At 71.4% G+C, this 23298-nt stretch carries 25 protein-coding genes; 7 read left to right on the top strand and 18 right to left on the bottom strand.

Going from position 1 to position 23298, the window contains the following annotated elements; translation table 11 throughout:
* Positions 1-85: 85 nt before the first annotated feature.
* Entirely contained in the window at positions 86-733 is a 648-nt protein-coding gene (locus tag LY13_RS01540) for an isochorismatase family protein (RefSeq protein ID WP_308216244.1), read from the bottom strand.
* 308 nt (positions 734-1041) lie between these two features.
* Between LY13_RS01540 and LY13_RS01545 the strand changes: the two genes are divergently transcribed.
* A complete protein-coding gene (locus LY13_RS01545; RefSeq protein ID WP_253826292.1) occupies positions 1042-1728 on the top strand; it encodes a GntR family transcriptional regulator in 687 nt (228 codons plus the stop codon).
* A gap of 23 nt (positions 1729-1751) precedes the next feature.
* Here the strand turns inward: LY13_RS01545 and egtD are convergent, their stop codons facing one another.
* The 4 genes from egtD to LY13_RS01565 all read right to left on the bottom strand — a co-directional run bounded on the left by egtD (position 1752) and on the right by LY13_RS01565 (position 6494).
* Positions 1752-2723 carry an L-histidine N(alpha)-methyltransferase gene (gene egtD / locus LY13_RS01550; protein ID WP_253826293.1) on the bottom strand — a complete coding sequence of 324 codons (972 nt, stop codon included), beginning with the start codon at positions 2721-2723 and terminating at the stop codon, positions 1752-1754.
* A complete protein-coding gene (gene egtC, locus LY13_RS01555; RefSeq protein ID WP_253826294.1) occupies positions 2720-3493 on the bottom strand; it encodes an ergothioneine biosynthesis protein EgtC in 774 nt (257 codons plus the stop codon). The genes egtD and egtC overlap by 4 nt, the downstream gene beginning before the upstream one ends.
* 3 nt (positions 3494-3496) lie before the next feature.
* The gene (gene egtB, locus LY13_RS01560; RefSeq protein WP_253826295.1) at positions 3497-4897 is read right to left on the bottom strand and encodes an ergothioneine biosynthesis protein EgtB; all 1401 of its coding nucleotides are present in this window, start codon (positions 4895-4897) and stop codon (positions 3497-3499) included.
* 106 nt (positions 4898-5003) lie between these two features.
* Complete coding sequence (locus LY13_RS01565; protein ID WP_253826296.1) at positions 5004-6494, bottom strand: glutamate-cysteine ligase family protein; 1491 nt, start codon at positions 6492-6494, stop codon at positions 5004-5006.
* A 179-nt stretch (positions 6495-6673) separates the two neighbouring features.
* Between LY13_RS01565 and LY13_RS01570 the strand changes: the two genes are divergently transcribed.
* The 5 genes from LY13_RS01570 (at position 6674) to LY13_RS01590 (ending at position 12121) form a co-directional block, all read left to right on the top strand.
* The gene (locus LY13_RS01570; protein ID WP_253826297.1) at positions 6674-7252 is read left to right on the top strand and encodes a TetR/AcrR family transcriptional regulator; all 579 of its coding nucleotides are present in this window, start codon (positions 6674-6676) and stop codon (positions 7250-7252) included.
* A 247-nt stretch (positions 7253-7499) separates the two neighbouring features.
* Positions 7500-8816, top strand: coding sequence for a hemolysin family protein (locus LY13_RS01575; RefSeq protein ID WP_253826298.1), 1317 nt, complete (start codon positions 7500-7502; stop codon positions 8814-8816).
* A complete protein-coding gene (locus tag LY13_RS01580) occupies positions 8813-9859 on the top strand; it encodes a hemolysin family protein (RefSeq protein WP_253826299.1) in 1047 nt (348 codons plus the stop codon). The genes LY13_RS01575 and LY13_RS01580 overlap by 4 nt, the downstream gene beginning before the upstream one ends.
* Positions 9849-10745, top strand: a complete 897-nt coding sequence (locus LY13_RS01585) for a 3-methyladenine DNA glycosylase (protein ID WP_253826300.1) — start codon at positions 9849-9851, stop codon at positions 10743-10745. Before LY13_RS01580 ends, LY13_RS01585 begins: the two co-directional genes overlap by 11 nt.
* A gap of 86 nt (positions 10746-10831) precedes the next feature.
* On the top strand, positions 10832-12121 hold the full coding sequence (locus tag LY13_RS01590; protein ID WP_253826301.1) for a substrate-binding domain-containing protein: 1290 nt from the start codon (positions 10832-10834) through the stop codon (positions 12119-12121).
* 205 nt (positions 12122-12326) lie between these two features.
* Here LY13_RS01590 and LY13_RS01595 read toward each other — a convergent pair whose 3' ends face one another.
* A complete protein-coding gene (locus LY13_RS01595) occupies positions 12327-12899 on the bottom strand; it encodes a MerR family transcriptional regulator (RefSeq protein WP_308216245.1) in 573 nt (190 codons plus the stop codon).
* Between the two features lie 234 nt (positions 12900-13133).
* Here LY13_RS01595 and LY13_RS01600 point away from each other — a divergent pair, with 234 nt between their 5' ends.
* Positions 13134-13796, top strand: a complete 663-nt coding sequence (locus tag LY13_RS01600; RefSeq protein ID WP_253826302.1) for a TetR/AcrR family transcriptional regulator — start codon at positions 13134-13136, stop codon at positions 13794-13796.
* Positions 13797-13883: 87 nt separating this feature from the next.
* Here LY13_RS01600 and LY13_RS01605 read toward each other — a convergent pair whose 3' ends face one another.
* From LY13_RS01605 to rpmB, 12 genes are all read right to left on the bottom strand, one after another.
* Complete coding sequence (locus LY13_RS01605; protein ID WP_183652297.1) at positions 13884-14357, bottom strand: bifunctional nuclease family protein; 474 nt, start codon at positions 14355-14357, stop codon at positions 13884-13886.
* Positions 14358-14652: 295 nt separating this feature from the next.
* A complete protein-coding gene (gene ftsR, locus LY13_RS01610) occupies positions 14653-15429 on the bottom strand; it encodes a transcriptional regulator FtsR (protein ID WP_253826303.1) in 777 nt (258 codons plus the stop codon).
* A complete protein-coding gene (garA, locus tag LY13_RS01615) occupies positions 15426-15878 on the bottom strand; it encodes a glycogen accumulation regulator GarA (RefSeq protein WP_183652303.1) in 453 nt (150 codons plus the stop codon). Before garA ends, ftsR begins: the two co-directional genes overlap by 4 nt.
* Positions 15879-16016: 138 nt before the next feature.
* Positions 16017-16409 (bottom strand): glycine cleavage system protein GcvH, encoded by a 393-nt coding sequence (gene gcvH, locus LY13_RS01620; RefSeq protein WP_253826304.1) that lies wholly within the window; start codon positions 16407-16409, stop codon positions 16017-16019.
* A gap of 69 nt (positions 16410-16478) precedes the next feature.
* Positions 16479-17147, bottom strand: coding sequence for a cardiolipin synthase ClsA (gene clsA, locus LY13_RS01625; protein WP_253826390.1), 669 nt, complete (start codon positions 17145-17147; stop codon positions 16479-16481).
* 314 nt (positions 17148-17461) lie between these two features.
* Positions 17462-17923: a hypothetical protein gene (locus LY13_RS01630; protein ID WP_253826305.1), complete on the bottom strand. Its 462-nt coding sequence runs from the start codon at positions 17921-17923 to the stop codon at positions 17462-17464.
* Between the two features lie 119 nt (positions 17924-18042).
* Complete coding sequence (locus tag LY13_RS01635) at positions 18043-19767, bottom strand: AMP-binding protein (protein ID WP_253826306.1); 1725 nt, start codon at positions 19765-19767, stop codon at positions 18043-18045.
* A 170-nt stretch (positions 19768-19937) separates the two neighbouring features.
* Positions 19938-20786, bottom strand: coding sequence for a crotonase/enoyl-CoA hydratase family protein (locus LY13_RS01640; protein ID WP_253826307.1), 849 nt, complete (start codon positions 20784-20786; stop codon positions 19938-19940).
* 29 nt (positions 20787-20815) lie between these two features.
* Entirely contained in the window at positions 20816-22054 is a 1239-nt protein-coding gene (gene cobA, locus LY13_RS01645; protein ID WP_253826308.1) for a uroporphyrinogen-III C-methyltransferase, read from the bottom strand.
* Positions 22055-22093: 39 nt separating this feature from the next.
* A complete protein-coding gene (locus tag LY13_RS01650; RefSeq protein ID WP_253826391.1) occupies positions 22094-22546 on the bottom strand; it encodes an ankyrin repeat domain-containing protein in 453 nt (150 codons plus the stop codon).
* 151 nt (positions 22547-22697) lie between these two features.
* Positions 22698-23003 carry a 30S ribosomal protein S14 gene (rpsN, locus tag LY13_RS01655; protein WP_253826309.1) on the bottom strand — a complete coding sequence of 102 codons (306 nt, stop codon included), beginning with the start codon at positions 23001-23003 and terminating at the stop codon, positions 22698-22700.
* A complete protein-coding gene (gene rpmB / locus LY13_RS01660; RefSeq protein ID WP_253826392.1) occupies positions 23003-23239 on the bottom strand; it encodes a 50S ribosomal protein L28 in 237 nt (78 codons plus the stop codon). The genes rpsN and rpmB overlap by 1 nt, the downstream gene beginning before the upstream one ends.
* Positions 23240-23298: the final 59 nt, after the last annotated feature.

The following is a 23298-nucleotide window of genomic DNA, read 5'->3' on the forward strand; positions in this document are numbered from 1 at the left end:
ACGCCTCCGCCTGGGATCGGGTCGTGGAACTGCGCTCGCGCAGCGGTCTCCGGTCAGGGCCGGGATGCTGAGGAATTCGGGATGGTCAGGGCCTCGGGGTATCGAGAGTTGCGAGATAGCTGAGGACATCGGCGACCTCGACGACGTCGCCGTACTTCTGATCGATGTCGAACAGGTTCGCCTCGTGGGGTTCCTGAGCTCTGTCGGCGACGCACTCGCGGGGAACGAGTACCGGGTAGCCGTACTGGACCGCGTCCACGACGGTCGCCCTGACACAGCCGCTGGTCGTCGCCCCGGCCACGACGACCGTGTCCACTCCGGACGCGGCGAGGTAGGACGACAGTGCGGTACCGAAGAACGCCGACGCTCCGGTCTTGACGACGAGGTGCTCGTCCGGCCGCGGTTCGAGCCGGTCGTCGATCTCGACGAGCCTGCTGCCCACTTCGAGGGCCCGCATGCCGGTGGCCTTCTTCAGCCAGGTCAGGGTGTCCCGCTGCGCCGGGTCGTAGGCGATGGTCGTGAACACCACCGGCAGGTCCGCTGCACGTGCAGCGTCGAGCAACCGGGCGGTCGCCGCGATCTCGCCGGACATGTCGGAGCCCGTAGGGCTCGCCGGGTCGGTGAAGCCGTAGGAGAAGTCGACCACCACCACCGCCGGGCGGGCGCCACGCTCCACCGGCCTGCCGAAACCGGCCCGGTCGTAGACGTGGTCGGTCGTGTGTGTGCCTGCCACGGCGGCTCCCTTCATTGGAACACCTCCGCCAGTTTGCATACCGGTATACCATTTTGGCAAGAGGTGTTTCCCGTTCGAACCGATGATGACCGAGTCTGCCCCTCCCGTCCGGATCCGGGAATCCCTCCGGCGCATCCGCAACGCAGCCGTCATCAATCGTCATCGCCGCGTCACACGAACCTCCGTCGTACGGGCCCTGCCGCACCGGGCCGGTACGATCACCGGATGCCGCGGGCAACTCTGCGGCGAACGCGATGCGATGTCAGACGACGTGTGGCGACGAACTAGGCGCGAGGACGGAGCGACGAATGCAGCAACCGGGACGCGGCGCGATCCCCTTGTCCCAGCGGACGAGCGAGGGTGTCGCACGCGTGCTGCGTTCGGAGATCTTCTCCGGCGAGCTGAAGCCCGGGGAACCGCTGCGGGAGAGACTCCTCGCGGAACAGCTCGGAGTCAGCCGGACCCCGGTACGCGAAGCACTGTTCACGCTGCAGAGCGAAGGACTGATCGAACTCACGCCCAACCGGGGCGCGACCGTCCGCACCATCACCTCCCACGACATCATGCAGGTCTACACGCTGCGCGAGGTGCTGGAGTCGTACGCGGCGAAGGAGGCGGCCACCGGCCGGACCGAAGACGACCTCGAGGCCCTCGAGGACGCCCACGCAAAGCTGGTCCGCATCTCACCCAGCGGGAACGCGAGCCAGCAGGCGATAGCCGATCTCGCCTTCCACACGCTGGTCGCCGAGGCCACGGGCAGTCGGATGCTCCAGACGACGATGGGACACGTCCTCGCGTTCACGGTGAGCTTCCGGTCGAACTACTCCTACCCCGCCGAGCGCTCGGCCATCGCGGTCGAACAGCACCGGGCTGTGCTCGACGCCATCCACGCCCGGGACGCCGCGGGCGCGGAGCGCCTCATGCGCGAACACGTCGAATCGGCGCGGCTGTTCGCCGTCCAGCATTTCGAACGACTGCAGGACGCCGACACGTAGACACCGAGTGCAGGACACGCGGCTCAGCCGGCTCGGGCGAGGGAGACGCCGAAGCGGTCCTGCTCGTCGGTCCACCAGTGGTCGAGCGCGAAACCCGCGTCGGCGAGTTCGCCTCGCACGCCGTCGGGCCGGAACTTGGCCGAGACCTCGGTCCGCAGGTGCTCACCGGCGCGGAACTCGACGTCCAGTCCGGCACCCGGCACGTGCACGACCAGGTCACGGCGGGCGCGCAGGCGCATCTCGATCCACTCGTGTTCGGCGTCCCACGCGGCCACGTGGTCGAAGTCGGCCGGGTCCGCGTCCGCACCCAGCCGGGCGTTGAGCACGGTCAGCACGTTGCGGTTGAACTCGGCCGTCACGCCGCGCGCGTCGTCGTAGGCGGCCACGAGCGTGGCGGGGTCCTTCACCAGGTCGGTGCCGAGCAGCAACCACTCCCCCGGTTTCAGCACCTCCCGCACCGACCGGAGGAACGCCGCGCGCTCGGCGGGTGGGAAGTTGCCGATCGTGCCGCCCAAGAACGCCACGAGCCGCGGTGACGTACCGGGCAGCTCGCCCAGGTTCACGGTGAAGTCCCCGACGACCCCGTGCACGACGAGGTCGGGATAGTCCGCGGCGATCGCCTCGGCCGCCCCGGTCAGCGCGGAGGCCGACACGTCCTGCGGCACGAAGCCCGTCAACGTCCCGGCCGACCGCAGTGCATCCAGCAACGCCCGCGTCTTCTCGCTCGACCCGGCGCCCAGCTCCACGAGGGTGCGGGCCCCGGTCGCCGCGGCGATCGCCGGGGACTCTCGCAACAGCACCTCGCGCTCGGCGCGTGTCGGGTAGTACTCCGGTAGCGCGGTGATCTGTTCGAACAGCTCACTGCCCCGCGCGTCGTAGAACCACGTCGCGGGCAGCCACTTCTGCGGCGCCGACAGTCCTTCCCGGACGTCGCGGCGCAGTGCCGCGGTCAGGTCCTCGCCGGTGCGGTGTCGTTCGATGATCACGTCGTTCACGTGGAGCTCCGTTCGTCGAGGGGCACGATCCGGTCGACGACCGCGCCGGTACCGTCCCGGCGGGCCACGACGAGGTGTCGGTCGGGCACCGGCTGCCACGCCGGATCGTCGTCGTACGGTTCCGAGGCGACCGCCACGCCGCCGGCACGGGCGAGGACCGACAGCGAATGGGTCCACGCCGTCGCGACGAGCAGGTCACGGCCGGTGAGCACGAGGTTGAGCCGCGACCCCGGTGCGGCGCGCTCCACATCGGACACCAACTGCGCGACCTCGGTCACGGGGTCACCGCCCGCGGCCAGCCGCCTGCGCAGCAACGCCCACAGCAGCGCCGAATCGGTGCGTGCCTCCAGGCCCAGCAGGTCCACGACGGGCAGTTTCTCCGCGAGCCCCGCCACCGAGGACGGCCAGCCGGTCACCACGCCGTTGTGGCTGAACATCCACCGGTCGTCGACGAACGGTGCGCAGGCACCTTCCTCGACCGGCATACCCGGGGTGCCCGAGCGCACCGCGCCGACGAACGCCGCCGGCCGTACCGTCTCGGCCAGCCGTGGCAGCGTCTCGTCGGTCCACACGGGTCGCGCGCGGCGGTACCGCACGGGAGGTCCCTCGTCGTCGGCCAGCCAGGCGAGGCCGAAGCCGTCGGCGTTGACGGTGCCACCTCCACGCATGTCCGCGGGCGCATGGGCCTGCACGAGCAACGCGTGCGGCGCCCCCACGAGCGGACCCACGGGCGAGACCGGTGCTCCGAGGTAGGCGAGATGGCGGCACACCGCTCACATCACCTCGTCGCGCGTCAGGTCGCGGGCACAGCGGAACCCGGTGAAGATCTGCCTGCGGATCGGGAGGTCCCAGTTGCGGAACGTGCCGCGGATCGCCACCGGGTCGGTGCCGAACGAGCCGCCGCGGAGCACCTTGTGGTCGCCGCCGAAGAACACCTCGGAGTACTCGCGATACGGGAACGCGGTGAACCCCGGGTAGCCGCGGAAGTCCGTGGACGTCCATTCCCACACGTCGCCGATCAGCTGGTGCGCCCCCACCGGCGAAGCACCCTCCGGGTAGGCGCCGACCGGTGCGGGCCGCAGGTGACGCTGGCCGAGGTTGGCACGGTCGGGCGTCGGGTCGTCGTCCCCCCACGGGTAGCGCAGGGACCGGCGGGAGACCGGATCGTGGCGGGCCGCCTTCTCCCATTCCGCCTCGGTCGGCAGTCGCCTGCCCGCCCATGCCGCGTAGGCCTCCGCCTCGTGGAACGACACGTGCAGGACCGGCTCGTCGGCAGGCACCGGCTCGTCCACGCCGAACCGCCTCCGCCGCCAGTGTCCGCCGTCGCGATACCAGAACCGTGGCGCCGTGATGCCGTGGGCGGACACGTACGCCCAGCCGGCCTCGCTCCACCACCGCGGGTCGTCGTACCCGCCGGCCTCGACGAACGCGGCGTAGCGCTCGCACGTCACCGGAACCGTGTCGAGCGCGAACCCGTCGACGTGCACCTCGTGGGCGGGCCGCTCGTTGTCGAGCGCCCACGGCTCCACCGACGTGCCCATGACGAACGGCCCCGCTGGGACGACGACCTCCTCCGGCAGCGGGCCCGCGCGCCTGCCGGGCGGCGGGGGCGCCTCGAGCAACGGATCGCCCCGGCGCAGTTGGTGGGTGGCGAGCATGGTCTCGTCGTGCTGCTGCTCGTGCTGGGCGATCATGCCGAAGGCGAAGCCCGACTCCGTCAGCCGGTCGCCCTGCAACGGGACACGGTCGAGCGCGTCGAGCGCCTTCTCCCGCACCTGGCCGACGTAGGCGCGTGCCTCGTCAGGGCCGAGCAGCGGCAGTTCCGGCCGGTCGGCGCGCGGGTGCTGGAACGCGTCGTACAGATCGTCGATGTCGGGCCGCAGCGGTTCGCGGCCGCCGACGTCGCGCACGAGCCAGATCTCCTCCTGGCTGCCGACGTGCGCGAGGTCCCACACCAGCGGCGACATGAGCTTCGAATGCTGCCGGGTGAGCTCGGTGTCGTCGATGTCGGTCAGCGTCGCCGTACGCCGGCGCGCCCGGTCCAGCGCCGCCGCGGCGTGGGCACGCAGCGCCTCCGAACCCTCCGTGCCCGGGTGCGCGCCCGCGGGCTCGGTCGTACCGGGAGCGGCGGTGACGTCCTGGGCGGACGCCGGGGAACGGTCGAACGCGGCCATGTTTCCTCCTCGAACGGGACTGGCTCGAACGGGCCTGTGGGATGGGCGGGACACGGACGGGACAGCCGTGGCGACCGTCCCGGCGACGCCGGCCGGCCGCCACGGGTCAGCCGGGGTGCGGGCCGAGCCGGACGTCGACGGCGGCCGTGATCTCGTCGATCAGCGCCGGCGGCAACCCGAGGTCGGCCAGCCCGTCGCAACCGAGCTCGGCGACGGCTCGCGCGCCGCGGTGCAGCGCCGGGTCGGCGAGTCCGAGGCGGGCGGCGTCGGCCCACCTGCCCTCGGTGGCGGCACAGACCTCGCGGACGCGGTCGACCACGGCGGGCCCCCGCAGCAGGGCGGCCACCAGGGCGACGGGATCGACCCACCGGCCCGCGGGCTGGGCGTCGACGTAGCGCACCTCGAGGTGCCCTCGCGGCCGGACCGGCGTGAACAGCGTGGTCAGGTGGTAGTCGAGGTCTCCGAAGGTGGGCGGTGGCCAGTGCCGGGCGACGCCGCGGCGCGCGATCCAGTCGGCGAACGTCAGCCGGTCGGGCGCGTCCCACGCTCCGGCCGCGCGCCTGCGCACCATGAGCGGGGTGTCCAGCACGCGGGAGGCCCAGCGTGCGGGCGGATCGTTGACGGCGCCTCCGGCCGCGGCGGGGTCGGTACGCGCAGGCTCGGTCTCCATCACGGCACGCCAGCGCGCCGAGGCGTGCCCGCTGTCTCGGCCGAGGTGCGTGCGCGAATTGGCGAACAGGGCGAGCAGGACGGGGCCGAGCGCGTGGACGGCCGCCCAGCGGGACGGCAGCGTGTCGGGCTCACCGGCGTCGACACACACCTGCACCGCCGCGGTGCTGCACATCATCGTGGCGCCCGCGGGGCCGATGGTGGCGAACCGCCGTTGCATCGCCGCGTAGCGTTCCGTCTCGAGCAGCCGCCGCGGCGGGCGCAACGGGTCGATGGCCTGCTCGCCGAGGACGAGTCCCTCACCGGCGAGCAGCTCGGTCACGTGGGTCAGGTCGGCACCCGCGTCGGACACCAACGCCGGGATCGAGGCGTGCGGACGGGTGGAGATCTCCACCTGGCCGCCCGGTTCGAGGGTGAGCGCCGAACCGGACGGCAGTGGAGCCGCCCGGCCGCCGGGGGCGAGCGTGGCCGGGGCGTGCCGGCCGAGCGCGCGGCCCAGCCGGTCGCGGTCCGGGGTCCTGCGCGGGTCGGCGGCGTCGTGGACGAGGAACTCGAGTTCGGCGCCGGTCAGTCGCGGCGGTCCGTGCTTGAAGCAGACCGAGGCGACGTACGCCTCTCCTTGGGCGCGATCGGCGATCGCGCACGCGGCGACCTCGGCGGCCGTCTCCCGCGTTCCGTCCGGCGCCGGGATCTCGGCAGCCGGGATCCCAGGAGCCGGGGTCCCAGGAGCCGCGGTGTCGGGAGCCGGGACGTCCGGGCCCGGCCTGCCGGGTGCGCGCTCGTCCCGGGTCGTGGCGCCAGAGGCAGCGCCCTCGTGAGTGGGGGTTTCCGGGGGCGGGCTCCCTCCCGAGGCCGGCGTTCCCGGGGTTGTCGTGCCCGGGGTTGTGGTGCCGGGGGTTGGTGTGACAGAACCGTGCATCGCCGTCATGCGACCACCGCATCCGCTCGAGGACCGTCGGTGTCGGACGCTACCGGCGCCCACCGACAATCGCAGCCTTACGCGCTCGCCGGGGCGCGCCGCGGATGCCGCGGGGCGGGCGCGACACGCCCCTCCCAGTACGTACGTACGGTTTGCATCCGGTGCACACGCGGTGTCAAGATCGGTGAATGCCACGGGTCAGCCAGGACCACCTCGAGGCGCGCAGGCGCCAGATCCTCGACGGGGCACGCCTGTGTTTCGGACGGTTCGGCTACGAAGGTGCCACCGTCCGCAGGCTCGAAGAGGCGACCGGCCTCTCACGCGGCGCCATCTTCCACCATTTCCGCGACAAGGAGTCGCTCTTCCTCGCCCTCGCCGAGGACGACGCCGCCCGCATGGCCGACGTCGTCGCGCGGCAGGGTCTGGTCCAGGTGATGCGTGACCTGCTGGCGGGCGACTCCGAACACCCCGCCGACTGGCTCGGCACCCGCTTGGAGGTCTCCCGCAGACTGCGCACCGATCCCGAGTTCCGCGGCCGGTGGGCCGAGCACTCGCAACAGCTCACGACGGCCACCCGCAAGCGGCTCGAGTGGCAGCGCCGGTCCGGCAACCTGCGCGACGACATCAGCGTCGACGTGCTCGCCGAGTACCTCCAGCTCGTACTGGAGGGCCTCGTCTCCCACCTCGCCATGGGCCTGCCCGCCGACGACCTGGAACCCGTCCTGGACGTCGTCGAGGACAGCGTCCGCAGGCACCGCGGCGACTGACCCGGGCGGTGCCGGGGCCACCGTCCGACCCGGGCACCGCCCGGTTCGGGAACTCCGCCACCGTCACCGCCGTTTGTCCTGGTTAAGATACCCGTATCCCCTGTTGGCCCGTGTTCTGTCGAGGAGTGACGTCGTTCGTGCGCGATGCGCAGTCGCCGGGAGACAGTATTCGGCCGGGTGACGGACCCGGCTCGCTGATGTCTCCCCCTGCCCGCCCCGCTCATCCGGCCCCGGGCGGCGCATTCTGATGGACGTCCTGCTCACCATCGGCGGCCTGCTCGTCGTCCTGCTCCTGACCGTCGGCACGGGCCTCGCGGTGGCGGCCGAGTTCTCGCTCACGACCCTTGAGCGCAGCACCATCGAGGCGAACGTCCGCCAGGTCGGCGACCGGCGGGCACGCACCGTTCTCAAGGCGCACCGCACGCTCTCGTTCCAGCTGTCCGGCGCCCAGGTCGCGATCACGCTGACGACGCTGCTCACCGGGTACGTCGCCGAACCCTTGCTGGGCCAGGTCATCCGCCCGGTGCTGACCGGGGTCGGACTGCCCGACGGCGCCGCACGGGGCACGTCGCTCGTGCTGTCGATGCTGCTGGCCACGGCGCTGTCGATGGTCATCGGCGAGATGGTGCCGAAGAACCTGGCCGTCTCGCTGCCCCTCAAGACGGCGCGGGCCGTCGCCGGGTACCACTCGCGGTTCTCGGCGCTGTTCCGCTGGCTCATCGCGCTCATGAACAACAGCGCCAACGTCGTCGTGCGCAAGCTCGGCATCGAGCCGCAGGAGGAACTGCGCTCGGCGCGGTCGCCCCAGGAGCTCGGCTCGATCGTGCGCACGAGCGCCGCGAGCGGCACGCTCGACGTCGCGACGGCCCAGCTGCTCGACCGTTCGCTGCGCTTCGGGGAACGCACCGCGGCGGAACTGATGACGCCGCGGGTGCGCGTCGAATCGCTGCACGTCGACGAGACGGTCGCCGACCTCGTCGACCTGTCGCGCAGCACCGGCCTCTCGCGGTTCCCCGTGTACCGCGAGGACCTCGACGACGTACAGGGCGCGGTCCACGTCAAGCAGGCGTTCACGGTCCGCGCGGACGAACGCCGCACCGTGCCGATCGGCTCGGTGATGCGGCCCGTGCCGACCGTGCCGGAGTCGCTACCGGGCGACGCGCTGCTCGAGCGGCTCCGCGCGTCCCGGTTCCAGCTCGCGATCGTGGTCGACGAGTACGGCGGCAGCGCCGGACTCGTCACGCTCGAGGACGTGGTCGAGGAGATCATCGGCGACGTCCGGGACGAGCACGACGACCGCGAGGAACCGTCCTCGCAGCAGATCGGCGTCGACAGCTGGGCCGTGTCCGGTCAGCTGCGCGGTGACGAGGTCGCCGACATCACCGGGTTCGCCATGCCCGACGGCGACTACGAGACGATCGCCGGGCTGATCCTCGAACGGCTGGGCCGGATCCCCGACGTCGACGACGCGGTCGACATCGACGGCTGGCGGCTCACCGTCACCGAGATGGACCGGCACCGCATCGCCGAGGTCCGCGTCGAACGACGGGAGGTGCCTGCGTGAACGACTGGGTCGCCATCTCCCTCATCGGGGTCCTGCTGGCATTGAACGCGTTCTTCGTCGGCGCCGAGTTCGCGCTCATCTCCTCCCGGCGCGACCGGCTCGAGGCGCTGCTGGAATCCGGCAAGGGCCGGGCCAGGACCGTCATCAAGGCGGGGCAGAACGTCTCGCTCATGCTCGCCGGGGCCCAGCTGGGCATCACCGTGTGCTCGCTGCTGCTGCTCCAGTTCGGCGAACCGGCCGTGGCGCACCGGCTCGAGGCGGCCGTGCACGCACTCGGTGTCCCCCTGCCCGCGTACGTCGTTCACGCCGTCGCCTTCGTCGTCACGCTCGTCGCCATCACGCTGCTGCACGTGCTGGTCGGCGAGATGGTGCCGAAGAACATCGCGATCGCCGAGCCGGAGCGGATGGCGCTGTGGCTCGTGCCCGTGCACGTGGCGTGGGTCCGGCTGGTGCACCCGTTCCTGTGGCTGCTCAACGGCATCGCCAACGGTGTACTGCGGCTCATGCGGGTCGAGCCGAGGGACGAGGTCGACACCGGCTACACCTCCGACGAGCTGGCCGCGCTGCTCAGCGAGTCACGGCGGGAGGGCCTGCTCGAACACGCCGAACACCGGCGCCTGTCGCAGACCCTCTCGTCGGCCGACAAGACCGTCGCCGACATCATCGTGCCGATGTCCGACCTGAGGACCGTGCCCGACCACCCGACGCTCGGCGACGTCGAGGCCGCCGTGTCCGCCACGGGATTCTCCCGCTACCCGCTGCGCGCCGACGACGGCACACTCGTCGGCTACCTGCACGTCAAGGACGTGCTGGCCCACCTCGGCGACGACCCCGGCGCGCGGGTACCGGCGAACAAGATCCGCAGGCTGACCCAACTGCCGGTCCACGCGCGGCTGGACACGGCGTTGTCGGCGATGCGCAGGGAAGGCAGCCATCTGGCGACCGCCACCGACGACGACGGCGAGGTCGTCGGGGTGGCGGCACTCGAGGACCTGGTGGAGGAGTACGTCGGCACGGTGCGGGACGGCACGCATGTCACCTGACACGGTGCTCACCGAACCGGAGTGGCGTGCCCGCGAGGAGGCCCACATCGCGCGCATGCGGCCGTGGACGGGGCCGCACCAGGACCGCCGGTCGCGGGGCGAGAAGCATCCGGTGCTGGACTTCCTGTTCACGTACTACTCGTTGCCACCGTCCCAGTTGCAGCGCTGGCAGCCCGGCGTCGACGTGCTGCTCACCGGCGAGGGCGCCCGCCGGTTCCTCGACCGCACGGGGTACGTGGAGACGGCCGAGGGCGTCCACGCCGATCCGGTGCTGCCGCCGAAGCGCGCCCGCATGGCGCGGTACGCCGTCTCCCTCCTGGAGGCGACGGCGGCGCGACAACCCCGGCTCAACTGTTTCGGCCTCCACGAATGGGCGATGGTGTATCGCCACCCGCCGGATCAGGTCCGCCACGCTCAGTTACCACTGCGGCTGGGTTCCCGTGGCACCGACGACGTCGTCGAGAGCCTGAACATCCGGTGCGGCCACTTCGACGCCTTCCGGTTCTTCACCGAGCAGGCACGGCCGCTCAACACATTGCAGCCGACCAGGGAGACGCAGCGCGACCTGGATCAGCCCGGCTGCCTGCACGTCGGTATGGACCTGTACAAATGGGCCTACAAGCTCGGGCCGCTCGTGCCGTCGGAGCTGCTCGGCGACTGTTTCGAGCTGGCGGCCGACATCCGCGTGCTCGACATGCGGGCCAGCCCGTACGATCTGTCGGCACTCGGCTACTCCCCCGTCCCGATCGAGACTGCGGCGGGCCGGGCCGAGTACGCCCGGTACCAGGCGGACTTCGCCCGCCGTGCGACTCCGTTGCGCGAACGGTTGATCACCCTCTACCGCGGGTTGCTTTCGGGAACGGAAGTCGGATCCGAATCACAGTAATCCGACGGGCTGGGCTGTTAGGGTGGTTACGTTTTTGTCACGTCGACAGAGTGTGATCGGCACTCCGTGCAGGTGAGAGGACGCGAATGGGGCGGCACTACAGAGCCGACGATCCGGCTCCCGGGCACCCTGATCCGCTAGGCAAGGCGAGACAGGCGATCGGCGGAGCGAACGCGGGCGGCGGCTCGCCGGACGACTGGTTCCGCGACACGACGACGCCGCCTGCGGCCTACCGCAGCACGCCCGGCTACGCGCCGGCCCCGGACGACGTCCTGTCCACCTCACCTGCGATGCACCCGGTGGCACCACGCCGCACCGCCGACGAGAGCGCCACCGAACTGACCACCCGCCTCGACCCGGTCCCGCCGGCCGCAGCGCCGTCACCCCACGCCGGTGCCGGCCACACGACGAACCCCCCGGCCCCTGATCACGCCGCGGCCGCGGAACGGCCCCCGCGTCCCCGGCAGCGGCCCGGCGGCCGTCCCCCCGTCCACGACGCCGGTCACGCCACGGGCGAGCACCCACCCGCGGCGGACCGCCACGACGCCGCGACCACCGGACCGGCACCCGGCCCGGTCGCCGCGACGCGCGGCCCCGCCGACCGGACTCCCGACAGCGGTACGGACGACCGCGAGGCACCCGGCGGCACCACCGACGCCGACCGCGACGCGGTCACGTCCACCGGCGGGCGCCGCCGCGTCACCTCGACCGGCAGGCACAGCACCGTCAGCGCGACGGGCGGCCACCGCGCCGTCACGTCCACGGGCCGGCACGGCACGGTCACGTCGACGGGCAGCCACCGCGCAGTGGCCAAGAAGCCGAAACGCAAGGTCGCGGCATGGCCCGTCGCCTGCGGGGTGCTGGTGGTCCTCGTCGTGGCGGGTTTCTTCGGCTGGAACTGGGCCGACGGTGTCCTGTCGAACCGCGCCGAGGCCCAGGCAGCGGCCTGCCAGGAGGGCCGGTCGACGCTGCGAGTGGCGGCCGATCCCGCGGTGGCCGAACCTGTCCGCCAGGCCGCCAAGACCTGGAACAACGACGACACGGTGGTGCACGGGCACTGCATCACCGTGAAGGTGCAACCGGGCAGCTCGCAGGTCGTCTACGACGATCTGACCGGCAACCGCGCCCGCGGCACTCCCGGCGCCTGGATCATGGCCGACACGAAGTGGTCGGACCGCCTCGCCTCGGAGCAGCCCGACCGGATCGGCGCCTCGCCGGAGAAGATCGCCTCCGGACCCGACGGCACGTTCACCTACGTCAGCCTCGCGGGCGACGGCGTGGACACCGTGCAGCAGCGGGCTGCCCAGTCCTTCCGCTCCTACCTGACCTCGCCGAAGCAGGAGAAGCACTTCACGCAGGCGGGCTTCACCGGCTGACGCTCTCGTCCCGGCCTGTCCGTGGCGGGGACCCGTCGTCGGTGGAGCCGTCGTCGAGTCGAGGCCGGAACCGAAACGACCCGCCGTATAGGTCGTTATACGACTTCGTGGCTCACAGACGAAGCGGCGCCCGAACACTCCATGAGCGTTCGGACGCCGTTCGGGTGCGTCCGTAGGTCGGGTGGTCGACCGGCGAGCGAGTCGCTCAGCCCGTACGGCGAGCGTTGCGCCGCTGCGACAACTCGTCCGCCGCCACAGGCGTGTCGAGCTCGCCACCGTCGGCCCGTTCGGCAGGGAACTCGTGCAGCGAACCGCTGATCTCCTGCATCGCCCCGCTGACCGCGATACCGAACACGCCCTGACCGCCCTGGAGCAGATCGACGATCTCCTCGGGCGACGTGCATTCGTAGACGGTCGTCCCGTCGGAGAACAGGGTCACCCGGGCCAGGTCGCGCACTCCCCTGCCGCGCAGATGATCGACCGCCACACGGATGTTCTGCAACGAGATGCCCGTGTCGAGCAGCCGTTTGATGATCTTGAGGACCAGGAGGTCCTTGAACGAGTAGAGCCGCTGCGAACCGGAACCGTGCGCGGTGCGAATGCTCGGCGCGATCAACTTCGTGCGCGCCCAGTAGTCCAGCTGACGGTAGGTGATACCGGCGATCTGACAGGCCGCTGGACCACGGTAGCCAACCAGTTCGTCCGGCAGCGAGTCGTCAGGGAACAGCGCTCCCTGCTCGCCACCGTCGATGCCCCTGATCGGACTGTCGTCGACCACGCATGCCTCCTCTCGCCCGGCCGCGCGGCCGACGAAACAAGACCGCCGACCCGGACGGGCCGACCGGTACGACTACGCCCGTGCGGCCCGGTCGCCGACCACGGCGCGTTTCGTCGCTCTTCGAACGGTATGCCTGCCCCAGGGGGCGGTCAACGCGACGCGCGGGCACCGTGGCGACATCTCGACCGGATTACCCGGTTGTCGGGTTTTACTCACCCGAGTAATTTATTACCCATGCAGGTAACCACCCCATCGGACGACACAGGCGGCGACGGCGACGTCAGCACCTTCGGCGCGGGCGCCGGCCTCACCCCGACAGAAGACATCCGGCGTAGACAGATCGTCGACGCCACGATCACCGCGCTCGCCGAACTCGGCTACGCCAAGACATCGTTCGCCCGCATCGTCGAGCGGGCGGGTCTGTCCAGCACGCGGATGATCTCCTACCACTTCGCGGGCAAGAGCGACCTCGTCCAGGCGACCCTCGGGACGATCATCGACCGGCAGGACACGTTCGTCGCCGAGCGTCTCGGCGACGAGAAGGACCTGAGACGGCTGTTGCTGGGCCAGCTGGCCGCGGAGGTCGCGTTCGTCGCCACCCACCCGCGGGAGTCGACCGCGCTCGTCGAGATCGCCTCCCATGCCGGGACCGCCGACGACGCCGACATCTCGCCGCAGGTCGTGTACGCGGTCCGCGTGGGCAGGCTCGAGGGGCAGCTCGTCCAGGGCAAGCGACACGGTGTGTTCCGCGACTTCGACCCGAACGTCATGGCACTCGCCATGCGCCAGGCGGTCGACGGCGTGACCCTCCGGCTCCGCCAGGAACCGGATCTCGACCTCGACGCCTACGGCCGCGAACTGAGCGAGCTGTTCGACCGGGCCGTCCGGGCCGAGTGAGAAGGCGGGCCGTCGTGGACCGGCGGCATCGGGCGGCGGCAAGCCCCGCAGGAGCGGGACCCGGCCGCGGGTGCGGTGCGGTACCGACTACGTGTCGGCGCCGCGGAAGTCCTCCGGCGAGACGGAGTCGAGGAACTCACGGAACTTCTCGACCTCGTCCTCCTGCTCGTCCGGGATGATCAGGCCCGCTTCGTCGAGCACGCCTTCCTCCGCGTGAATCGGCACGCCCATCCGGAGTGCCAGGGCGACCGAGTCGCTCGGCCGTGCGGAGACCCGGACGTCCCCGTCGAACACGAGCTCGGCGAAGAAGGTGCTCTCCTGCAGGTCGGTGATGACGACCTGTTCGAGCTCCCGGCCGAGGCCACCGATGACGTCCTTGAGCAGATCGTGAGTCAGCGGACGGGCCGGCCGCACGCCTTGCTGTTCCAAGGCGATCGCGGTCGCCTCCACCGAGCCGATCCAGATCGGCAGGTACCGCTCGCCTTCCGTCTCCCGCAGCAACAAGATCGGCTGGTTCGCGGGCAGCTCGACCCGGACGCCGACGACGCGCATCTCGCTCATCGGGCTTCGCCTCCCTCTCTGCGCGCGGGCTGCAGCGCTTCGCGGTGGATCATCCGTTCGGCCGGCCCACACGACACTCCGCGCGGACACCGCCGACGCTACCCGCCATCGCTGCGCTGTGCTCGCTTCTCACTCTCGCCGGCCCGGTCTCTTCGAGCCCGCCTTCAACCGTACGTCATCCCGGGGGCTGCACCGAAGTTTCGCCACCCGGCTTCTGAATCCGTGACCGCCGCGCTGCTCCGTCCGAGCGTGTCCCGGCCGCCGAACGACGCCGTCCCTGCCGCCGTCCGCGACCTCACCCGTGGGTCATCCCCCGGATGCCCGCCTTGACGAGGAGCGTGTGCAACGTGACCGACAGTGCCGCCAGCTCCCGGACGAGCTCGTCGCCGCGTTCGCGGGCGCCCTCGTCACGATGCCGGTACACCGGTGCCGCGATCTGTTCGAGCAACCCGACCTCACGGTCGGCCGCGACCCGCAGTGCCCGCAGGTGCCGCGGTTCGATGCCGAACGCCCCCATCGCGGTGACCGTTCTGGCGATGGCCACGGCATCGGCGTCGTAGAAGCCGCCGGCGCCCGGCCGGACCAGGCCGTACTGATCCAGTTCCGTCAGCAGGTCCTCGTCGATCCCCGCCTCGGCGAGCAGCTGATCCCGCGACAGCCGGGACGGGGCCGTGACCGCGAAGTCCTCCGCCGTCGGCACCGGGGCACCGGTCTCGGGGCTGTCGAGCGGGACCAGTCGCGGCGTCCGGGGCTGCGATGCGGGTGCCGGCTCGCGTTGCGGGCCGCCGTCCGATTCCGGGGCCGCGCCGCGATCCACGGCATCGAGCTGTTCCTTGATCACCTTCAGCGGCAGGTAGCGATCACGTTGCGCCGTCAGGACGAACCGGAGCCGTTCCACGTCGGCGGTCGTGAACTGACGGTAGCCGGACGGCGTGCGAGCGGGTCGGACCAGGCCTTCGGATTCGAGGAACCTGATCTTCGAGATCGTCACCCCGGGAAAATCCGTGCGCAGTTGCGCCAGCACGGCCCCGATGCTCAGACCCTCGCGTGGTTGCCGTCCGGCAGCCGTCACTGCGCCCCCTGGCCTCCGGTCAGGAACACCAGACGGAACTTGCCGATCTGCACTTCGTCACCGCCGGCCAGGACGGCCTGGTCGACCGGCTCGCGGTTGACGTACGTGCCGTTCAGGCTGCCCACGTCGATCACCACGAAGGAACCGCCTTCGCGCCGGAACTCCGCGTGCCGCCGGGACACGGTGACGTCGTCCAGGAAGATGTCGCTGTCGGGGTGCCGGCCCGCGCTCGTCGTGTCGCGGTCGAGCAGGAATCGCGATCCCGCGTTCGGACCCCGCTTGACCACCAGCAACGCCGAGCCCGCGGGCAGCGCGTCAACGCCGGCCTCCTGCGGCTCCACCGCCGGCGCCTCCTGCCCCTCCCCTTCCGACAGGAAGTCCGCCCGGAACACGGAGGTCTTCTCCGGAGCTCCCTCCGGGGGAATCTCGGGCCCGTCGTTCGTGCTCACCTGAGCTCTCCTTACGCACTGACAGTGTGTCGCTTGGCATTCTCACCGCCCGTGGTCGCGAAACCTCGGGCGGCCATGAAACCTGGTGCGCCTCAACGTACCGCGCGGGCGACCGCACGCAATGCCCGGGCTCCCCGATCAACTCCCGGTCAGGCGCTGGTATGCCTCGGCGTCGAGCAACCCTTCCAGGGTGTCCGGATCGGCGACCCGGAGCTCGACGAGCCAGCCCTCGCCGTACGGGTCACCGTTGATCAGCTCGGGGGTGGCCGTGACGGCGTCGTTGGCCGCGACGATCTCCCCGTCCAGCGGGGCGTAGATCTCGGACACGCTCTTGGTCGACTCGACCTCACCGAACGTGTCGCCCGCGGCCACCTCGGTGCCCGGCTCCGGGAGATCGACGAACACCACGTCGCCCAGCTGGTCCTGGGCGTACTCGGTGATGCCCACCCGCACGACGCCGTCGCTCCGTTCGGCGACCCATTCGTGGTCCTCGGTGTAGCGCAGTTCCTCGGGTGTGGACTGTGCAGCCAAGGTTCGTTCCCCTTTCACTCCCTACGTGGCCGCGAACGAGGGGCATCGTCGCACGGCGCCGCGGCCTCGTCAGGCCGACCGGCCCGGGGCCTCAGTGCCCGCCGGATCACTCCGGTCACGGCCCCGCGTGACGGCCAGCACGGTCTGCGCAACGTACAACGCACCGGACCACAGGTAGAGCGCGCCGCCCCAGATCGTGAACGCGTAGGCCAGCGGTGCGGCCACCGTGGCCGCGGTCGAATCGCCCTGGACCAGCAGAAGCAGCGGGAAGGCGTACATGAGGACGAACGTGGCACCCTTGCCGACGTAGGTCACCTCCGGTGGTTCGAACCGGTAGTGCCGCAGGATCAGCAGGCAGATTCCCCCGGCGGCCTCGCGCAGCAGCAGCGCGGCGACGGCCCACCACGGGATGATGTCGCGCAGCAGGAACGCCACGAGCGTGGCGACGATGTAGAGCCGGTCCGCGGCGGGGTCGAGCAGCTGCCCCAGCCTGCTCATCTGGTTCAGCCACCGCGCGAGCTTGCCGTCGAGCCAGTCGGTGAGGCCACTGAACACGAGGATCGCCAGCGCCCAGCCGTCGGCGTGCGGCCCGAGCAGTAACCACAGGAACACCGGAACGCCCGCGAGTCGCAGTACCGACAGCAGGTTCGGCGCCATCACCGCCTGTCGCAGCAGCGACGGTTCGCCCTCCCCCGCATCGTCGCCGGACGCCGTCGTCGCCCCCGAGCCACCCGACATTCGCGTGCCGCCGGAAGCTCCGGCGCCGCCCGACGTTGCGACGCCGCTCGATCCCCCCGAATCCCCCGTACCTGCCGCCTCGTCGCCGACATCGGTCGAGCGGCCCGCCACCTCGTCACGGCCGTTCCGCCCCGCACGCTTCCCCTCCGCGTCCTTCACCCGCTCACCGTATCGACTCGCCGGTCCCGGCGGGTGCGGCCGTGGTCACCCCGCCCCGTCACGATCGCCACACGGCGCCCGCGCGGGCCGGACCGGAGGCCGAAGCCGGGGCCGAGATCGCCGCCGCGGGCGTCGACCACGGCGACCTCGGACCGTCATCGGGTGCGGTGGTAGCTCCAGCCGCGGCGACGGAGCTCGTCACCCGTGAGTGCCTGGGGCCTGCCGTGACGATCCGTCCCCATCCACCGCGGGCGGCCCGCCACGTTCTCGAGCACGTACGGCCTACCCTGACTCCACACGACCGTGCACGGCGTGGTCGGCGGCGCAGTCGCCTGTCGCCGAGCAGGTGCCCGCAGCGGCTCGGTGCTCTGCTGCGAGGACGGAAGCTGCTGCGAGGGTGGAAGCTGCTGGGAGGACGGGACGTGCTGGGAGGACGGGAGTTGCCGCGGGGCGGTGTTGTACCGCACCTCGGTGTTCGACCGCGGCGTGGTGTTCGACCGCGGCGTGGCGTTCTGCCCTGCCGCGTTCTGCCGCGGGGCGGGGTTCTGCCGCGCGGAGTTGGTGTGCCGCTCCGCGGAGTTGGTGGCACGGGCGGCGGGTTGCTCACTGTCGTTCATCACCGTCGTTATCGGCACGTGACCCGCCGGTGTTAACCGCCCGCCGCAGGGTTCACCCGTCCGCGGCCGGCCCACCTGTTGTCCACTGTGGACTTCGAGGTGGGCCGGCCTGCGTCCGGTCAGCTCTTCAGTCCGGGGAAGTCGTCGTCCCGGAACTCCCCCGCGGGACGGTCGGTGGCGTCGTTCTCCTTGCCGCGCAGCTCGACCCTGCGGATCTTGCCGGAGATCGTCTTCGGCAGCTCGGCGAACTCGAGCCTGCGCACGCGCTTGTACGGCGCGAGGTGCTCACGGGTGAACGCGAAGATGCTCTCCGCCGTCGCCCCGTCGGGAGCGTGTCCGGAGGCCAGCACGACGTACGCCTTCGGCACCGCCAGCCGGATCGGGTCCGGAGCGGGCACGACGGCCGCCTCGGCGACCGCCTCGTGCTCCAGCAGCACGCTCTCCAGCTCGAACGGCGAGATGCGGTAGTCCGAGGCCTTGAACACGTCGTCGGTGCGGCCGACGTAGGTGATGTAGCCGTCCTCGTCGATCGAGCCGACATCGCCCGTGTGGTAGTAGCCGTTCGCGAACGCGGTCGCGGTGCGCTCGTCGTCACCCGCGTACCCGACCATCAGCCCGGTCGGCCTGCGCGACAGGTCCAGGCACAGTTCGCCCTCGGTGGCGGGCTCGCCGCTCGCCGGGTCGACCAGCACGACGTCGAAGCCCGGCACGGCGCGTCCCATCGAGCCCGGCTTGACCTTCTGGCCGGGCGTGTTGGCGATCTGCACCGTGGTCTCGGTCTGGCCGAAGCCGTCCCGGATCGTCACGCCCCAGGCGTCCCGCACCTGTTCGATGACCTCCGGGTTCAGCGGCTCCCCCGCGCCGACGACCTTGGTGGGCGGCGTCGGCAGCGCGGACAGGTCGGCCTGGATGAGCATCCGCCACACCGTCGGCGGAGCGCAGAAGCTCGTCACGCCGCACCGCTCCAGCTGGGCCAGCAGGGCGTCGGCGTCGAACCGCGAGTAGTTGTAGAGAAAGACCGTGGCCTCGGCGTTCCACGGCGCGAACACGTTGCTCCAGGCGTGTTTCGCCCAGCCCGGCGAGGCGACGTTCAGGTGCACGTCACCGGGCTCGAGGCCGATCCAGTACATCGTCGACAGGTGCCCAGCCGGGTACGACGTGTGCGTGTGTTGCACCAGCTTCGGTTTCGCCGTCGTGCCGGAGGTGAAGTACAGCAGCAGCGGGTCGGTCGCCTGCGTCGGCCCGTCCGGGGTGAACGCGTCGTCGGCGGAGTAGGCGTCGCCGTAGGACAGCCAGCCACCGGTGGGCTCCCCGACGGCGATGCGCGTGTAGTCGCCGGGCACGTCGGTGAACTTCTCCGCGTCGGCCGACCGTGCCACGACGTGTCGCGCCTCCCCACGGTCGACGCGGTCCCGCAGGTCGGCGGGCCCGAGCAGGGTCGTCGCCGGGATGAGCACGGCGCCGAGCTTGACGGCCGCGAGGATCGTCTCCCACAGCTCGACCTGGTTGCCGAGCATGAGGATCAGCCGATCACCGCGCCGCACGCCCTGAGCGCGCAGCCAGTTCGCCACCTGGTTGGACCGCCGCGACAGCTCGGGGTAGGTCCAACGGCCCTCGGTGCCGTCCTCCTCGACGATCCACAGCGCGGGACGCTCGGCGTTGGCCGGGTCGGCCGCCACGCGGTCGAACCAGTCGAGCGCCCAGTTGAACTCGGTCAGCTCGGGCCAGCGGAACTCCGCGCGGGCCGTGTCGTAGTCCTCCCGATGGGCGACCAGGAAGTCCCGGGCCCGACGGAACTCGTCGTGACCCGCGTTCGAATGGGCGGTGTGGGCCTCGTTGCTCACGTTCGTGCTTCTCCTCGTTCGTGCCGGTTCCGCTGTGGTCCCTCGCTCCCGGGTGCTCCCGGGCTCCGCGGTGTTCCCGGGGCTCCGCGATGCTCCGGGGCTCCGTGTTCCCAGGGCTCCGCGGTGGCCCCGGGGCTCCGCCGTGTTTCCGGGGCTTCGCCGCGGCGCCGCTATTCGCCGGTGAAGTGGGGCGGGCGCTTCTCCAGGAACGCCTGCACCGCCTCACCGAGATCCTTGCTGGGCAGGAACGCCGCGTTCCACGCGGACACGTAGCGCAGCCCGGCGTCGACCTGCTGCTCGGTGCCCATGGACAGTACGTCCTTGATCCCCCGCACCACCAGCGGAGGATTGGCCGCGAGTTCGGTGGCCAATTCTCGGGCTGCGGCGAGCAGCGCGTCGCGGTCGGCGTAGGTGTCGTTGACGAGTCCGATCTTCTCGGCCCGTGCGGCGTCGATGTCCTTGCCCGTGAGGGCGAGCTCCCGCAGGTGCCCCTCCCCGATGACGGCGCCGAGCCGCTGCAGACTGCCGATGTCGGCGACGATGGCGACCTTGACCTCGCGCACGCTGAACCGCGCATCGGCGCTGGCCAACCGGATGTCGGCCCCGGCGATGAGGTCGACGCCGCCGCCGATGCACCACCCGGCCACCGCGGCGACGACGGGCGTGCGGCACTTGGCGACCGAGCTGACCGCCTCCTGCATCGTCCGGATCTCCTCGAGGAACCGCGTACGCGGACCGGCCTGTGCATCACCGGCCAGGAATTCGGACCAGCCCGGCAACATCGCGTTCAGGTCCAGGCCGTACGAGAAGTGCTCACCACTCCCGGCCAGCACGATCGCCCGCACGTCGGGGTCGGCGTCGAGGGCACCGAACACCAGCGGCAGCTCGCGCCAGAAGTCCGGGCCCATGGCGTTGCCCTTGGCGGGGCCGAGGAGCGTGACCTCGGCGACGTGACCGTCCCTGCGGACGTCGAAGGCGACCAGGTCGTCGGGCAGTTGTGCAGTGTGCGCGGCGTTCATGGCGCCATCCTCGCTCACGGCCCGGCGGGTCAGGTGAGCAGGTCGACGACCGGGCCGATCACCGTCACCGCGGGCGGGCGCATCCCTTGGCGGGCGGCGTCGGCACCGACCTCCTTCAGCGTCGAGCGCAGCACCTTCTGCCCCGCCATCGTGCCGTCCTGGATCATCGCGACCGGAGTGTCGGCGGGCCTGCCCGCGGTCATCAGCGCATCGGCGAACCGGTCGATCCGCTCGACGCCCATCATCAGCACGATCGTGCCCCGCAGGCGGCCGAGCGCGTCCCAGTCGGTCAGCGACGTCTCGTGGTCCGGCGGGACGTGCCCGGAGACGACGACCACCTCGTGGGTCACGCCCCGGTGCGTCACGGGCACGTCGGCCAGCGCCGGGACGGCGAACGCGCTGGTGATCCCGGGCACGACCGACACCTTCACGCCTGCCTCCACGCAGGCGAGCAGCTCTTCGAAACCGCGGCCGAACACGTACGGATCGCCACCCTTGAGGCGGACGACGAACTTGCCCGCCCTGGCGTTGTCGATCAGCGCGCTGTTGATGACGTCCTGGCTGGCCGCGCGGCCGTACGGGATCTTCGCCGCGTCGATCACCTCGACGTGCGGCGGCAGTTCGTCGAGCAGGTCACGCGGCGCGAGCCGGTCGGTGACCACCACGTCGGCGCGCGCGAGCAGCCTGCGACCGCGCACGGTGATCAGCTCGGGGTCGCCGGGGCCGCCGCCGACCAGCGCGACCCCGGCTTCGGGCCTGCGATCGTCCTGCCCCGCACCCTGGCCGTAGCCGCGTCCCGGGTCCGCGGCCGCTCCCGAGCGCAGCGCGTCCAGGAGGCCGTCGCGCACCACGGCGGAGCGCTGAGGCTCGCCACCGGACAGCACGCCCACGAGCACGCCGTCGTTCTCGCCCGCCGCGGGCGTCACCGCACTGCCGTCGGGCCCGGAGTCCGCGCGGACACAGAAGACACGCCTCCGGTCGGCCTCCGCGCACACGGCGGCGTTGACGTCCGCGTCGTCAGTGCACGCCAGCGCGTACCAGGCGTCGGCGAGGTCGCCGTCGGCGTACTCCCGCCGGGTCCAGGTGATCTCGCCCTCGTCGGCCATCGCTCCGACCGACGGGGTGGTGTCCGGGGCCACGACTTCGATGACGGCCCCGGCCCTGACCAGCCGTGGCAGCCGCCGCTGAGCGACGGTGCCGCCGCCCACGACGACCACGCGCCGCCCGGTGAGGTCGAGTCCGACCAGGTAGTGCTCTTCCTGCGCCATGCCGGTCAGCATGACGCATGCCCTGTCACGGTCCTACGCTCAGGGCCTGCGCAACGTGAGGAGTTCCTCTGCGCCGAACATCCGGGCGGTCTCGACCGCGCTCGGCTGCCCCGCCTCCGGATCGGCGCAGCCCTCGAGCAGCGCGCGCACGACCTCCGCCTCGCCCTTGAACACGGCACCGGCGAGCGGGCTCTGGCCCCGGTCGTTGAGCCGGTTCGGGTCGGCGCCGCGGCTCAGCAGCGCGGCGACGGTCCCGGCATGGCCGTGGTAGGCCGCCAACATCACGAGCGTGTCGCCGCTGTCGTTGGACAGGTTCACCGGTACACCGGCGTCCACGTACGCGGCCAGCGTGTCGGTGTCACCGTGGCGGGCGAAATCGAAGACACGGCCCGCGAGTTCGAGCAGTTCGGGGTCGATCTCGGTGCCGGCGGCGTGCGCCCGCCCGTCCCCGTCGGTCCGGCCGGGCGCAGGATCCGGATGCCGCTCCGTCATCAGGCCAGGGTGGCACGTTCCGACCCCGAGCGCTCGGCGCCGGACCGTGCGCAACAGCGCCGTGTCCTTCCCGTCGACGTGCTCGACACCCTCGGCACGCAACAGGTTCCGCGTGCGGCGCTTCTGCGGTGCGGGCTTCACCGGTCCCCTCCTACCAGCTCGCCGTGCTCACACCGGGCAGCTCACCCCGGTGCGCCAGCTCGCGCAACCGGATCCGGGACAGCCCGAAGGCGCCGTAGAAGGCGCGCGGACGGCCGTCGACGGCATCGCGGTTACGGATACGCGTGGGACTCGCATCGCGCGGCATCCGTTGCAGCTCCGACACGGCCGCCGCCTTCTCCTCCGGAGCGGACCGGGGCGAGCGGATCGACTCCTTCAACTCCACCCTCCGCTCGGCATACCGCGCGGCGACGACCTTGCGCTGCTCGTTCTTCGCGATCTTCGACTTCTTCGCCATCAGAGCCTCACCCCTCGTGCACGCAGGTCGGCCACGACGGCGTCGATCCCGCGCTTGTCGATCGTCTTCATGCCCTTGACCGACACCCGCAGCCGCACCCAGCGGTTCTCGGACGGAACCCAGCACCGGCGCGGCTGGATGTTCGGCTGCCAGCGGCGCGGGGTACGCCGGTGCGAATGCGACACCTGCTTGCCGTAGCCCGGCCCGCGACCGGTGACCTGGCAGATCGCCGACATCGACCCTCCCTGGATGGTGTTGATAATCGTTTTCATTTACAGTACACGGCGTGGCCGCA

It is taken from the genome of Prauserella aidingensis (assembly GCF_024171865.1).
Lineage (GTDB): Bacteria > Actinomycetota > Actinomycetes > Mycobacteriales > Pseudonocardiaceae > Prauserella > Prauserella aidingensis.